Annotated in this window: 10 protein-coding genes; 5 read left to right on the top strand and 5 right to left on the bottom strand. The window is 64.7% G+C overall.

Translation table 11 applies throughout. The features are described from left to right. Positions 1–38: 38 nt before the first annotated feature. The 5 genes from ATE64_RS18525 to ATE64_RS18505 all read right to left on the bottom strand — a co-directional run bounded on the left by ATE64_RS18525 (position 39) and on the right by ATE64_RS18505 (position 6653). Entirely contained in the window at positions 39–383 is a 345-nt protein-coding gene (locus ATE64_RS18525; RefSeq protein ID WP_058455304.1) for a DUF190 domain-containing protein, read from the bottom strand. Between the two features lie 9 nt (positions 384–392). Next, positions 393–3635, bottom strand: coding sequence for a CusA/CzcA family heavy metal efflux RND transporter (locus ATE64_RS18520; RefSeq protein WP_058455305.1), 3243 nt, complete (start codon positions 3633–3635; stop codon positions 393–395). Positions 3636–3638: 3 nt separating this feature from the next. After that, on the bottom strand, positions 3639–4808 hold the full coding sequence (locus ATE64_RS18515; RefSeq protein WP_058455306.1) for an efflux RND transporter periplasmic adaptor subunit: 1170 nt from the start codon (positions 4806–4808) through the stop codon (positions 3639–3641). A 109-nt stretch (positions 4809–4917) separates the two neighbouring features. Then, the gene (locus ATE64_RS18510; RefSeq protein WP_156416613.1) at positions 4918–6225 is read right to left on the bottom strand and encodes a TolC family protein; all 1308 of its coding nucleotides are present in this window, start codon (positions 6223–6225) and stop codon (positions 4918–4920) included. A 65-nt stretch (positions 6226–6290) separates the two neighbouring features. Continuing rightward, complete coding sequence (locus tag ATE64_RS18505) at positions 6291–6653, bottom strand: hypothetical protein (protein WP_058455308.1); 363 nt, start codon at positions 6651–6653, stop codon at positions 6291–6293. A gap of 564 nt (positions 6654–7217) precedes the next feature. Here ATE64_RS18505 and ATE64_RS21810 point away from each other — a divergent pair. From ATE64_RS21810 to ATE64_RS18480, 5 genes are all read left to right on the top strand, one after another. Then, entirely contained in the window at positions 7218–7556 is a 339-nt protein-coding gene (locus tag ATE64_RS21810; RefSeq protein ID WP_156416612.1) for a hypothetical protein, read from the top strand. 64 nt (positions 7557–7620) lie between these two features. After that, complete coding sequence (locus ATE64_RS18495) at positions 7621–8856, top strand: TolC family protein (protein ID WP_058455310.1); 1236 nt, start codon at positions 7621–7623, stop codon at positions 8854–8856. Next, positions 8853–10115, top strand: a complete 1263-nt coding sequence (locus tag ATE64_RS18490) for an efflux RND transporter periplasmic adaptor subunit (protein ID WP_058455311.1) — start codon at positions 8853–8855, stop codon at positions 10113–10115. The genes ATE64_RS18495 and ATE64_RS18490 overlap by 4 nt, the downstream gene beginning before the upstream one ends. A 17-nt stretch (positions 10116–10132) precedes the next feature. Next, entirely contained in the window at positions 10133–13294 is a 3162-nt protein-coding gene (locus tag ATE64_RS18485; RefSeq protein WP_058455312.1) for a CusA/CzcA family heavy metal efflux RND transporter, read from the top strand. A 117-nt stretch (positions 13295–13411) separates the two neighbouring features. Continuing rightward, entirely contained in the window at positions 13412–14008 is a 597-nt protein-coding gene (locus ATE64_RS18480; protein ID WP_058455313.1) for a cation transporter, read from the top strand. The last annotated feature ends 169 nt before the right edge of the window (positions 14009–14177 follow it).

The raw sequence follows: 14177 nt of genomic DNA, 5'->3' as shown, positions 1-14177 counted from the left end.
GGGGACCTGCGCCGCGGTGGAAACCGGCAATTTGCCGGTCAGCTCTGGACATCGGGAGGCTCCACGGCGGATTTCCCGCCGAGGATGTCGACCGCTTCGAGCGTTATGAGCCCTATGTCCGGTATTTCGGACAGCTGCGCCGCAAAGTCGCGGAGCCGCTGCTCCTCGTCGATGATCTCGATCACGACCGCCCGGTCATTCTCCAGCGCATGCTTGCGGTGGAGATGTGCCGAGCGGCCGAAACCGAGGACCGCTTCGAGGACGGTGACCCCCGCCAGCTTTTGCTGGCGGGCGAGTTCGGAAATGAACTCGAAGACGCGCTGGTCGCCGAAGAAGGCAGACTCGTCGGTATAAACGCGCAATAGCTTGGATGCTTTTTGCATGGTCCTCTCCTATTCCGTGACCGGCGCTTCGGCCGGCTCGGTTTTGCGTTTCAGGAAACCGGGCTGCCAATTCGCGCCAAGAACGACCTTCGCGATGGCCGGGAGCACGAGAAGCGTCAGGATGGTCGCTGCGATGAGGCCGCCGATGACGGTCGTCGCGAGCGGCTTCTGCACCTCGGCGCCTGTCCCCGTCGCGATCGCCATCGGCACGAAGCCGATCGCGGGCACGAAGCCGGTCATAATCACCGCGCGCATCTTCTCGATCATGCCCTCGCGGATCGCCTCGGTGAGCGGCACGTCATTCTCGAGCCGCTCGCGGATCGCCGTCATGACGACGAGACCGTTGAGCACCGCGACGCCGGCGAGACAGATGAAGCCCACCGCTGCGGACACGGAGAAGTTGATGCCCGTAAGCGCGAGGGTGAACACCCCGCCTGCGAGCCCCAGCGGGACCGCAAGGAACACGGCAGTTGCTCGGCCGAAAGTGCCAAGCGCCATGTACAGCAGGATGAAGATACCCGCGAAGCAGAGCGGCACCACGATGGAAAGCCGCTTCGAGGCGGCCTGCAGGCTTTCGAACTGCCCGCCCCATTCGAGATAATAGCCCGCCGGAAGCTTCACATTGGCAATCTTCGCTTGCGCCTCGGCCACGAAGGAGCCCGCATCGCGGCCTTCGAGGTTCACCTGTACGACGACGCGCCGCTTGCCATTCTCGCGGCTGATCTGGTTGAGCCCTTCGGTCAGCCGGATCTGCGCCACTTGCGCAAGCGGTATCTGTCCGCGGTTCCCGCCTTCCGAGGGAAGGAGCACGGGAAGCGCGCGAATGTCGTCGAGATTGACGCGGGTCGCGTCGGGAACGCGCACGGTGATGTCGAACCGGCGATCGCCTTCGTAAAGGAGACCCGATTCACGCCCGCCAAGCGCCGCCGACACGGTGTCGGCGACTTCCTGCACCGACAGGCCGTAACGCGCGATCGCATTGCGATCGAGCTTCACGTCCAGCGTCGGAGCGCCGCCGACCTGGTCGGCCTTGACGCTGCCCGCACCCGGAATGCCCTGGAGCACCTTCACCATCTCGTTCGCGGCGAGCGACATCTTGTCGAGGTCGTCCCCGTAGAGCTTGATGGCGACGTCGCCGCGGACACCCGCGATCAGTTCGTTGAAACGAAGCTGGATCGGCTGGCTGACCTCGTAAAGCTGGCCGAGCTGGCCGCCAGCGGCCTTCTCGATCCGCTCGACGACATCGGCCTTGCTATCGACGCCCGCCGGCCACTGGTCCTGCGGCTTCAGGATCACGAAGCCATCCGAGATGTTCGGCGGCATCGGATCGGTCGCCACCTCGGCGGTACCCGTCTTCGAGAACATCAGTTCGACTTCGGGCAGGCTCGAGATCGCCGTCTCGACATTACGTTGCATGGCCAGCGACTGTTCGAGGCTCACCGAAGGCACGCGCGTCGAGGCGAGTGCCATATTCTTCTCGTCGAGCTGCGGAATGAATTCCGAACCCAGAAGCCCAAACGCGGGGATCGCGAGAAGGAAGAAGACGAAGCCGCCCGCGATGAAGGTCCAGGGTTTCGCGATCGCCTTGTCGAGCAAGGGCAGATAGCGTTCCTTGGACTTGCGGATGGCCCAGACTTCCTTCTCGGCCACTTTGCCGCGGATCATCAGCGCGACGAGCGCCGGGACCAGCGTGATGGCAAGGATGAAGGCGGCGACGAGCGCGAGCATGATGGTGATGGCCATCGGCGAGAAGGTCTTGCCCTCGACGCCTGTGAACATCAGCAGCGGCGCGAAGGCGAGCAGGATGATCGCCTGGCCGAAGACCGTCGGTTTGATCATCTCCTGGCTGGCCCGCATCGTCTCCTCGAGACGTTCGCGAAGGTTAAGCAATCTCCCTTCATGCTCCTGCCTGTGTGCCAGTCTCGCCAGACAGTTTTCGATGATGATCACCGCCCCGTCGACGATCAGACCGAAGTCGAGAGCGCCGAGGCTCATCAGGTTACCGGGGACCCGGAACGCGTTCATGCCCATCGCCATCATCAGGAAGGAGAAGGGGATGACGAGCACCGCGATGATCGCGGCGCGCCAGTTGCCGAGCAGGAAAAAGAGCGCGGCCGCGACGAGCAGCGCGCCTTCGGTCAGGTTCTTTTCAACCGTGCCGACGGTCGCGTTCACGAGCTTGGCGCGGTCGAGCACCACCTTCACTTCGACGCCAGGCGGCAAGGTTTTCGACACCTGCGCGATCTTCGCCGAGACATCCTCGGCGACGGTGCGGCTGTTCTGGCCGATCAGCATGAGCACGGTGCCGATCACCGCCTCCTTGCCGTTCATGCTGCCCGCACCCGTTCGAAGGTCGCCGCCAATCTTCACATTGGCAAGCTGCCCGACGGTGACAGGAACCCCGCCGCGCGTTGCAACGACGGCATTGCGGATCTCGTCGACCGAGCGAACGCGCGCATCGACGCGGACGAGATAGGCCTCGCCGCCGCGGTTGTAATAGTTGGCGCCGACCGCGAGGTTTGCGCGTTCGAGCGCTTCGCCGAGTTCGCTGTAGGAAATGCCATAGCTGGTGAGGCGTGTCGGATCGGGCTCGACCACGAAGGTCTTGGCATAGCCACCGATCGAGTCGACGCCGGCAACGCCGCCGACCGACTTCAGCTGGGGGCTGACGATCCAGTCCTGGACTGTGCGAAGATAGCCCGACTTCGCGATCTCGTCGGTGAGGATATCGCCCTCGGGGGTCAGATAGCTGCCGTCGGGTTGCCAGCCCGGTTGGCCCGCAACCTTCTTGGCGCCCTTCCCGTCAGGATTTTTATAGCCGACGGTGTACATCACGACCTCGCCGAGACCCGTCGTTACGGGACCGATCTGCGGCTGCGCCCCATCGGGCAGATTTTCGCCCGCCTGGAGAAGCCGTTCGCCCACCTGCTGGCGCGCGAAATAGAGGTCGGTTTCATCGGAGAAGATGGCCGTCACCTGGCTGAAGCCGTTGCGCGAGATCGACCGTGTCGTCTCGAGCCCCGGAATGCCGGCCAGCGAGATTTCGATCGGATAGGTTACGAGTTTCTCGATTTCGACCGGCGAAAGGCGCGGGTCGATCGTGTTGATTTGCACCTGTTTGTTGGTGATGTCGGGAACGGCGTCGATCGGCAGCTTGGTGAGCTGCCAGACGCCGAGGCCCGCGATCACGAGGAAGAGGAAAAGCACCGCCCAGCGCGCGCGGACGGATAGCGCCATCAGTTTCGCGATCACGGTCTATTCCTCCTCGCCCGCGCCCTTGCCGAGTTCGGCCTTGAGCAGGAATGCGTTCTTGGTCGCGACAATCTGGCCGGGCTTCAGCCCGGAGAGGATTTCGACACGGCCCGCGCTACGCTGACCGACGGTCACCTGCTGCGCGCGGAAGCCGGTCTTCGTGCGCACGAACACCACGTCGCGGCCCTCGAGCGTCTGGAGCGCCTCGTCGGCGATCACGATCGTTGCGGGACCACCGGTCGCGGCGCCGCGGGTGGGAAGCAGGCGTACCCGGACCGCGAGGCCGGGCTGCAGCGCGCCGGGAACATCGAGGACGGCGGTTGCCGAGCGGGTTTCGCCCGAAAGGCCAGGCGTCACCGCGCGGACACGCGCGTCGATCGTCTGTCCGTCGGGCAGTTCTATGATCGCGCGGTCCCCCGGGGACAGCCGCTGCGCGTCGGCCGGACCGACCGCAGCCTCGATCTGCACCTTGCTCGGATCGGCAACCCGGAACAATTCGGTTTCGGGCTGCACGAAGGCACCGAGGCTCGCGCTCTCGGCCGTGATCCGTCCCGAGATCGGGCTCGCGACGATCACACTACTTCCATCGCGGGTGACCTGCGCCGCGTTCGCTGCGGCGCGGGCACGTTGCGCTTCGGCCGCGGCAGCCGCGGCTTCGGCCTGCGCCTGCTCGTAATCGACGCGTGCCGACACCTTCTGGTCGAACAGCGTCTTCTCGCGGTGGAGATTCTTCTGCGCGAGCGTCGAGCGCGCATCGGCCGCAATCCGTTCCGCCGCAATCTGCGCTGCGTCGCGGCTTTGCACGATCGCGATCGTTTCGCCGGCGCGGACCGGATCGCCGAGCCGTTTGAAGAGGCGGGTCACCGCACCACCTGCGCGGGCGGTGACGATCGCCTCGCCGCTCGGCGCGGCAGTGACCGTGGCCTGCGAGATGATTTCGGAGCCGAGACCGCCGGCGCCGATTGCCTCGACGCCGATTTCGGCGGCCTTGATCGCTTCAGGTGTGATAGCGAGGCTGCTTGGAAGCGCTTCGCTTTCAGTTGCGGCTTCGCCTTCGGCAGCCGGCGCGGGGGCCGGATCAGCGGTGCAGCGGGCGACGCCGAAGCCGGTGACGGCGGCGAGGGCGATGGCGCCCGCGACAGTGCCGAGAAGGCGCTTGTCCTTGGTGATCATATTCTATCTCCGCTGATGATGCGGTTCGCGCGCCGACCGGCAGCGCACCCCTGTTGACTTGAAAGGACGGCGGCGAAGGCGCCTCCGTCCGCTGGAAGGATCGGCGCGCTCATGGCTGATGGTCCGCATCGCCATCGGCGGCCGCCTGGCGCGAAAGGATCGCACGGGCCGCGGCCCGGGCTTGCCTCGCGGCGATCAGTTCGGCCTGCGTCGCCGCATAGGCCTGCTGTGCGTCGATATATTCGACGAGCGAGGACTTGCCGGCGCGGTAGCTGAGCTCGGCAAGCCGGACCCCTTCGCGCGCCTGCTCGATGCCGCTGCCTTCGAGCGCCGCGAGACGCGCTTCGGCCGCCTCGAGTTCGGCTTGCGCATTCGCGATTTCCGCCTGGGCGTTGACCACGGCATTTTCGCGCCGAGCGATCGCGGCGGCGACATCGGACTTGGCAGCCGAGATGTTGCCGCGATTGCGATCGAAGACCGGTAGCGGTACCGAGACGTTGGCGACGAGCGCGCGATCGCCGGTCTCGCGAAGCTGGCGCACTCCGAACCCGACCGATGGGTCGAGCCGGCCGTCGGCCCGCTGCCCCTGGAGCCGCGCCTCGGCAATGAGCTTCTCGGTTTCGGCAAGTCGGACGTCGAGCGTTGCGAGCGAGTCCACCGTCGCCGGTGTCACCCACAAATCGCCATCAACCAGTTCGGCCGGCGGGACCGAGCTGCCGAGGAGAGCCGCGAGCGAGCGGCGTGCGGTCCGCTCTTCGGCCTCGGCTGTGCGCAATTCAGCGGTCGCCTGCACAAGGGCCGCATTGGCGCGGAAGGCCCGCAGCGGCGGCTCGTTTCCCGTGTCGACCATCGCCTGCGCGACGCGAACAAGTTCGCGGGCTCGGGCTTCGTTCTCGCGCGCAAGCGCCAGATTGTCGCGGGCCGCGGTCGCCGTCGCGAACTGATTGCGCACGTCGAACGCGAGGTCCGCGCGGGCAATTTCCAGTCGATATTGCGCGGCCAGAAACTCCGCGTCGGCGAGCGTCATGCGGGCGCGGCGGCGCCCGCCTATGTCGAGCCGCTGGTTGACCGACACGGTCGTTTCGAGGCCATTGAGCCCCGAATAGGGACCCGTTCCGGCAAAATTCTCGACGTCGACGTTCAGCGTCGGGTTGTAGCGATAGCCCGCTTGGCGCTGGCGGCCGCGCGCGGCCTCCACTTCAGCCTGGGCGGCAACCACGCGCGGCGACCGCGCGTCGGCTTCCTCCATCGCCTGGGCGAGGGACAATCGGGCGGGAAGCGGGCCGGTGCGGACCGCCTCGTCGGATGAAGAAGGCGGACCCACGAGCTCCGTTCCTGCCAATTGGGCAGCAACGGGCGCGGCATTTGCGCCTGCAACGAGCGCCGCGAAAGTCGCGGCGACAACTATGGATTTCATGAAAAGGAGACTCCTGACGTTTCCAGGGAGAGGCGCGCGCAGAGGGCGCGCGCAAACCTAGAGCGTCAGGCGATTGGAGGGCGGAATGTCCCGATGTAGGCGACGGGCGGCAACGTGGCCGCGGGCACGAGCGCGTGCGACTGGCTGCAAGGCACTTCGGTCGATGCGGTCAGCGTCTCCGCCGGTACACCCGAGTGATGCCCATGGCAGCCGTGAGGGGCAGCCGGGAGCGGCTGCTGTTCGCCAGAAGACGACTTCTTCTTGTCGGTTTCGGCGCTTTCGGTTGCCGGCGCGGCGACACAGCCGGCTTCGATCGCGGCGACCAGGAAGCTCGTCTCGGCCCGTTCCTCACTCGCATGCGCGAGCGACCCAGCAACCGTTCCGGATGCAAGGAGAATGGTCAGCAGGAAGAGGATCACCCGTCGCATTGGAACAGGCCCCTAGCATCGAAACGGCAGGATGAAAAGTAGAAGATTTTCAATCTACTTCGAGACACCCTGCTGGCCGCCCAACGCTATCTGTAATGTTATCACATTATCAAGCCAAAATTCATGTATTGAATATTTTGATACTTATTAGAACCCGAGCCAAATCAAAGCACTCATCGAATATCATCGTCACAATTAGAATATTTTTGGGAGAATGCTTCATATTCCTATGAAACCATAGCATGGGCCCGAGACTATTGCAGACCAATAGGTTCCACAGGACTCTGGTTCATCGCGTGAGATTGGAACGGACCGCGCTACGTACCGGCCTGCGACATGAGCCGCCGATCCTATATCTACTATAGATTGCTAAGTCGGTTCGAGGAGATGGCAGGCAGAATGGACGCCAATCGGGTTCGGAACCCCGTCCTCTGCGCCCGGGCTGAACGCAAGCGCGAAGCGGAAGTCCATTGCCACGTGCATCATGCATGCGATGGGCTCGCAGCACCGGTTGCGCCCGATTTGGACTTTCGGAACAATCCATTCGCTGTTAGGGGCGCACCGATGTCCGGCGCTCCTTTACGCCTTCTGCTTGTGATTATCCTGCTTCTGAGCGGGCTCCACAATGCTGCGCCGGCGGCGGCGGGCATGACGCACCATGCCACCGATTCGCATCTCGCTCACCATGCGGAATCGGGTCATGCCTCGGGCAAGGATTCGTCCAACGGTCAGCAGGATGCCGACATCCACGGCAGTCACCATAATTGCCCGGTCGCATCCGACCAGGCCCTCGCAGGCCATGACGATCTGTCCTGTTTTTCCGGCGGCCTCCTCTTTGTGCTGCCCGCGACGCGCCTCGCTTCGCGCGCTCTTGCTCCCCCCCTGAACCCTCCCCTCGCCTGAACCACGCCTGCCGCGCGGCCCTTTCCGGCCTGCGCTCAGTCGTCTCGTTCAGGAGTGAGAATTTATGCATATCCATATGCGCGCCGCCCTGTTGGCCGGGGCTGCGCTGCTGGCGGGGTCCGTTTGGGCCCAGCCGCTAACGCTCGACCAGGCGGTCGAGCGGGCCATCGCCGCATCGCCCGAGCTTAGAGCGGGCGAAGCGGGGGTCGACGCTGCGCGCGGCGATCAGCTGCAAGCCCGTGTCCGTCCCAATCCGACCGTTTCGGTCGATATGGACAATGGCGTCGGGACAGGCGGCTATGGCCTGTTCCGGCAGTCCGAGTTGACCGTCACCTATTCGCAGCCGCTCGAACGCGGCGGCAAGCGTGAGGCGCGCATGGCGCTTGCCGAGCGCGGCGTCGTGCTGGCCGAAGCGCAATGGCGGATTGTCCGGCTCGATATCGCCCAACAGGTCCAGCGCGCCTACATCAACGTCCAGATCGCCGAACAGATGGTCTGGATCGCCGAAGACCGCGTCAAACTCGAAAAGGAGATACGCGCCGAGGCCATCCGGCGGGTGCGCGGCTACAAGGACCCGCTGTTTGTCGAAACAAGGGCCGATGCCCGCATTCTCGAAGCCGAGCTGGCCCTGAAGGAAGTCCAGGCGAAACGCCAATCGGCACGCGCTCTGCTCACGTCCTTCTGGGGCGGCGCTCCCGACAGCCTCGTTATCGCGGAAGGGATCGAGAAGCCCGATCCGCGTGACCCGCCGCTGGCCGAAGCCGACGCCGCAGTCTTCGATGCTGCCGTCGATCGCGCCCGGGCACAGGTCGTCGTCGAGCAGAGCCGTGCGCATCAGGATTATACGGTATCGGGGGGGACCCGTTTCCTTCGAGAGACCAATGATGTCGCCGTCCTCGGCGGCATCTCGATCCCGCTCGGAAGGTTCGACCGCAATCAGGGCAATATCGCGCGGGCACAAGCGGAGCGGCGGCAGCTCGAATATCAGTCCGAGGCCAACCGTCTCGAGCGCTTGCGGCGTCTCGCCTCGCTTCGGGCGGATGCCGATGCAGCCCGGGTGCGCGCCGAGGGCATCATGAACACCGTCTATCCCAAGGCGGTGAAGACACTCGCGCAGGTGCGCGAAGGCTATGCCCGCGGCGGTTTCCTGTTCGCCGACGTACAGGACGCAGCCGACGTCATCATCCAAATCCAGGGTCAGTGGGCCGATGCCATGACGAGTTACCGCGATTTGCTCGCGGAGATCGATCGCCTGACCGGCCGCTTCGATGCAGCTCCCCTTGCGGAGAATATTCCATGAAGAAGTTTCCATTTCCCGCCGCGGCTGCGGCGCTGTTCCTTGCCGTGCCTCTCGCTGCCTGCGGCGGCGGAGCCGAGGGCGAAGACAAGCATGAAGAAGGCGAAAGCCACGCCGAGGGCGAAGGCGAGGAAGATGCCAAAGGCCCGAACGGTGGCAAATTGCTCAAGAATGGCGATTTCGCGGTCGAGGTCACGATCTTCGAGAATGGCACGGAGCCGCAATTCCGCGTTTTCGCAACGCGGGACGGCAAACCGGTCGACCCGAAGGATGTCCAGCTCGCCATCACCCTCACGCGGCTTGGCGGCGACGTCCATCGCTTCACCTTCCGTCCGCAGGGCAAATTCCTCGCAGGGCAAGGTGTCGTCACCGAACCGCACAGCTTCGATGTCGAGGTCGTCGCGGTCGTGGGCGGCAAGCGGCACGTCTGGAAATATGCGAACCCCGAAGGGCGCACGCGGATCGCGGCCGACGCCGCCAAGGCCGGCGGCATCGAAACCGCGGTCGTCGGACCGGCGACGGTGGGCGAGATGCGCGAACTCTACGGCACCGTCCAACTGTCGCCGACCGCCCGCTCCGAAATTCGCGGCCAATTCCCCGGCCGCGTCGTCTCGGTGACCAAGGCGTTGGGCGACAGCGTCCGGCGCGGAGAGCTTCTCGCGCGCATCGAGTCGAGCGAGAGCCTCCAGGTCTATCCGGTATATGCGACCGTCGGCGGCGTGATCGCCGAGCGCAACGCCAACCCCGGCGACGTCACCGACGGGCGCGCCCTCTATGTGGTCACCGACCCGGCGCAGACCACGGTCGTCTTCAACATCTTCCCTCGCGACCTCGCGATTATCCGTCCGGGCATGCGGGTAACGGTGGAGACGCAGGACGGCGCCGAAATCGCGACCGCGCCGCTCGGGCAGTTCCTGCCCGACGGCAATGTCGAGGCGGGCACTGCGCTCATCCGCGCGACCATCCCGAACCGCTCGGGAACGCTCCGCCCGGGCATGGCCTTGCGCGGCCGCGTGATGGTCAACCCCGTCACCGTGCCGCTCGCCGTGCGCACCGAGGCAATCCAGCCCTTCCGCGACTTCAAGGTGGTCTATGCCAATTTCGGGCAGGACTATGAGGTCCGGATGTTGAAGCTCGGCCGTTCGTCGCCCGAATGGACCGAGGTCCTGTCGGGCATCAAGCCCGGCACCGCCTATGTTACCAAGGGCAGTTTCCTCGTTCGCGCCGACATCGAAAAGTCCGGCGCGGGCCACGACCATTGATCGGGGGGCAGGATAACATGCTAGCCAGAACCATAGGCTTTTCGATCCGGCAACGATGGCTCGTCCTCGCGGTCGTCGCGCTCCTCTGCGCGATCGGCGCGTGGAGCGCGACCAAATTGCCCATCGACGCCGTTCCCGACATCACCAACGTCCAGGTCCAGATCAACACAAAGGCGGAAGGCTATTCGCCGCTCGAATCCGAGCAGCGCATCACCTATCCGATCGAGACCGCGATCGCGGGCATCCCGAACCTCAACTATACCAGATCGATCTCGCGCTACGGGCTCAGCCAGGTCACCGTTGTCTTCGAGGACGGGACTGACATCTATTTCGCGCGCCAGCAGGTCAACGAGCGGCTCCAGGCCGCGCGCGGCCAGCTTCCACCCGGGATGGAGCCCGAAATGGGCCCGATCTCGACGGGTCTCGGCGAGATCTTCATGTTCTCGATCGAGGCGGAACCGGGCGCGCGAAAACCCGACGGTTCGCCTTATACGGCGGAAGACCTCCGGACGATGTCCGACTGGGTCATCCGGCCGCAGATGCGCACGATCCCGGGGGTCGCCGAGATCAACACGATCGGCGGCTACGCCCGCCAATATCATGTGACCCCCAACCCGGCCTCGCTCGCCTCGCTCAATCTCTCGCTCAACGATGTCGTCACCGCACTCGAGGCCAATAATGCCAACCGCGGCGCCGGTTATGTCGAGCGCAGCGGCGAACAGATTCTGATCCGCGTGCCGGGTCAGGCCAATAATGAGCGCGACCTGTCGCAGATCATCGTCACCACTCGCGGCGGGGTTCCGATCCGGATCGCCGACGTCGCCGATGTCGCGATCGGTTCGGGGCTCCGCACAGGCGCCGCGACGGAAAATGGCAAGGAAGTCGTCCTTGCCACGGTCTCGATGCTGATCGGCGAGAATCCGCGCGTGGTCGCGCAGGCCTCGGCCGAACGTCTCGTCGAGGCCTCGCGTGCCCTTCCGAAGGGCGTCGTTGCCAAGCCGCTCTACGATCGCACCGCGCTCGTCGAGCGGACGATCTCGACGGTGCAGAAGAACTTGGCCGAAGGCGCGCTCCTCGTCATCGTGATCCTGTTCCTCCTGCTCGGCAATTTCCGGGCGGCGCTGATCACGGCGGCGGTCATTCCGGTCGCGATGCTGATGACGCTGACGGGCATGCTCCAGACGCGGACATCGGCGAACCTCATGAGCCTCGGGGCGCTCGACTTCGGCCTCATTGTCGACGGGGCCGTCATCATCGTCGAGAACTGCCTCCGCCGGCTCGGCGAGGCCCAGCACAGGCTCGGGCGCCTGCTCGATCGCGACGAACGCTTCGGGCTCGTCGCCTCGGCCAGCGCGGAGGTAATCAAGCCGAGCATCTTCGGCATCATCATCATCACCGCGGTCTATCTGCCGATCTTCGCGCTCGAAGGCATCGAGGGCAAAACCTTCCATCCGATGGCGATCACCGTCGTCCTCGCGCTTACCGCCGCACTTCTGCTGTCGCTCACCCTGGTTCCGGCCGCGGTGGCGCTGTTCGTGACCGGCAAGGTCGAGGAAAAGGAGAACTGGCTGATGCGCGGTCTCGGCAAGGGCTATCGCCCGATGCTCGACCGCGTCCTCAATTGGCCGAAGGCTGCACTGGCTGGTGCTTTGGTGCTTGTCGCGCTGAGCGGCGTGGCGGCGACCAGTCTCGGGTCCGAGTTCATCCCGGACCTCGACGAAGGCGATATCGCGATGCACGCGATGCGTATTCCCGGAACGAGCCTGACCCAGTCGATCGCGATGCAGGAGGCGCTGGAGAAGAGGATCAGGCAGTTCCCCGAAGTCGAGCGGGTGTTCGCGAAGATCGGAACACCCGAGGTCGCGACCGATCCGATGCCGCCATCGGTCGCCGACAATTTCATCATGCTCAAGGACCGGAAGGAGTGGCCCGACCCAAGGAAGCCGCGCGACCAGCTTGTCGCCGAGCTCAACAAGGCGGTGAACGAAGTGCCGGGGAATAATTATGAGTTCACCCAGCCAGTAAAGATGCGCATGAATGAGCTGATCGCCGGCGTTCGCGCCGACGTGGCAATCAAGCTGTTCGGCGACGATCTCGATCAATTGCTCGAATCGGGGCAGGCGATCGAGGAAGTCGCCGGCGGAATTGCGGGCGCGCAGGACGTGAAGCTCGAACAGGTCACCGGCCTGCCTATGCTCTCGGTGACGCCTGACCGCGACAAGCTCGCGCGCTACGGCGTCAGCATGGAAACGGTGCAGGATGCGGTTTCGACAGCGACCGGCGGCCGTCAGGCCGGCGAGCTTTTCGAGGGTGACCGCCGCTTCGACGTGATCGTCCGGCTTCCCGAGGCCATTCGCACCGATCTCGCATCGCTCGGGAATCTCCCCGTTGCACTTCCGGCCGGCGGCTTCGTGCCGCTTTCGGAGCTGGCGGAGATATCGCTCGCGGCGGGGCCGAACCAGATCAGCCGCGAAAATGGCAAGCGCCGCGCGGTGATCACGGCCAATGTCCGGGGGCGCGATCTGGGTTCGTTCATCGACGAGCTCACGCAAAAGGTCGAAGCTGAGGTCGTGCTGCCCGATGGCTACTACATCGAATATGGCGGGACGTTCGAGCAGCTTCAGTCCGCGACCGAACGGCTTCAGATCGTCGTACCGCTGGTGCTGGTGCTGATCTTCGGCCTGCTGTTCATGCTGTTCGGTACGGTGCGCGATGCGGCGATCGTCTTCTCGGGCGTGCCTCTGGCGCTGACGGGAGGGGTCGCGGCGCTGGCGCTGCGCGACATTCCGCTCTCGATCTCGGCGGGCGTCGGCTTCATCGCTTTGTCCGGGGTAGCGGTGCTGAACGGCGTGGTGATGCTCTCCTTCATCAAGGATTTGCGCGAACGCGGAAAAGCCCTCGTTGATGCGATCCGCGAAGGCGCCCTGACCCGCCTCAGACCGGTGATGATGACCGCGCTGGTGGCGTCGCTCGGGTTCGTACCGATGGCGCTCAATGTCGGGGCTGGGTCCGAGGTGCAGCGGCCGCTGGCGACTGTCGTCATCGGCGGGATCATCTCGTCGACGATCCTGACGCTCCTGGTGCTGCCTGCGCTCTACCTTCTGGTCCATCGACGGACCGCGAAGGCCGAAGAGGAAGAGTTGGCGCGCCCGAGCGGCGTGCCCAGCCCGGCACGCTGAGGCCCTCCCGGATGGCCGCCATTCCCCCCTGTCGGCGGCAACCGGGAGTGCTGACTGGGGCGGAACCCAAGCGGGTTCCGCCTCCTTTTAGGGATGGTGAGGATTGAGGAACTTGCAATGAATGAAAAAGCATCCGGGAGCGAACGCGAAAAGCGAACGCTCCAGATCGTTCTCGTCCTGAACGCGGCTATCGCGATCGCCTTCCTCGTGACCGGCGGGCTCGGCGATTCGAGCGCGCTCATCGCCAATGGGCTCGACAATCTGTCCGACGCCGCGGTCTATGCCTTGAGCCTCGTTGCGCTCAGCCACGGCCTGAAATGGAAAACCCGTGCTGCCACGGCATCGGGCGTCATGCTGCTGGTCTTCGCGGCCGGCGTCCTGTTCGATGTGGGACGCCGCCATTTCGAAGGCAGCGAACCGATCGGTCCGACGATGATGATCATGTCGGCGGTCGCTGCGGTGGTGAACTATGCTTGCCTGAAGCTCTTGCAACGCATTCAGGATCCGGACGTCAACCTCAGAGCCGCGACAACCTTCAGCTACAACGACTTCATCTCGAACGGCGGCATCCTGATCGCGGGTGTCCTCGTCTGGTGGCTCGGTACGAACTGGCCGGACCTTCTGGTTGGATTTGCGACTGCGCTGATCGCTATCAAGGGCGGGATCGAAATCCTCCGCGACGCCCGCCAAGAGACCAAACAGCAGAGAGGCTAGAGCATGTGAGGCGTCTCGGATCGGCGGATTAATGTTCGAACCTCTGCGAACAACGTCGCCGATCCTGCCCTAGAGGCACCCGACAGCTCGCTCTCATCATATTACGTCCTTATTACGCGAGGCAAAAATCGAGCCCGCGTAACGACGCATATTACGCCGCCATTCGGCG

Source organism: Sphingopyxis sp. H073 (assembly GCF_001468395.1).
Lineage (GTDB): Bacteria > Pseudomonadota > Alphaproteobacteria > Sphingomonadales > Sphingomonadaceae > Sphingopyxis.
This window is presented reverse-complemented; position numbering and strand designations above follow the sequence as displayed.

Coding starts and splice junctions, on each gene's coding strand:
- ATE64_RS18510 (WP_156416613.1), bottom strand. CDS start 6,225: ATGAAATCCATAGTTGTCGCCGCGACTTTCGCGGCGCTCGTTGCAGGC.
- ATE64_RS18515 (WP_058455306.1), bottom strand. CDS start 4,808: ATGATCACCAAGGACAAGCGCCTTCTCGGCACTGTCGCGGGCGCCATC.
- ATE64_RS18525 (WP_058455304.1), bottom strand. CDS start 383: ATGCAAAAAGCATCCAAGCTATTGCGCGTTTATACCGACGAGTCTGCC.
- ATE64_RS18480 (WP_058455313.1), top strand. CDS start 13,412: ATGAATGAAAAAGCATCCGGGAGCGAACGCGAAAAGCGAACGCTCCAG.
- ATE64_RS18490 (WP_058455311.1), top strand. CDS start 8,853: ATGAAGAAGTTTCCATTTCCCGCCGCGGCTGCGGCGCTGTTCCTTGCC.
- ATE64_RS18485 (WP_058455312.1), top strand. CDS start 10,133: ATGCTAGCCAGAACCATAGGCTTTTCGATCCGGCAACGATGGCTCGTC.
- ATE64_RS21810 (WP_156416612.1), top strand. CDS start 7,218: ATGTCCGGCGCTCCTTTACGCCTTCTGCTTGTGATTATCCTGCTTCTG.
- ATE64_RS18505 (WP_058455308.1), bottom strand. CDS start 6,653: ATGCGACGGGTGATCCTCTTCCTGCTGACCATTCTCCTTGCATCCGGA.
- ATE64_RS18495 (WP_058455310.1), top strand. CDS start 7,621: ATGCATATCCATATGCGCGCCGCCCTGTTGGCCGGGGCTGCGCTGCTG.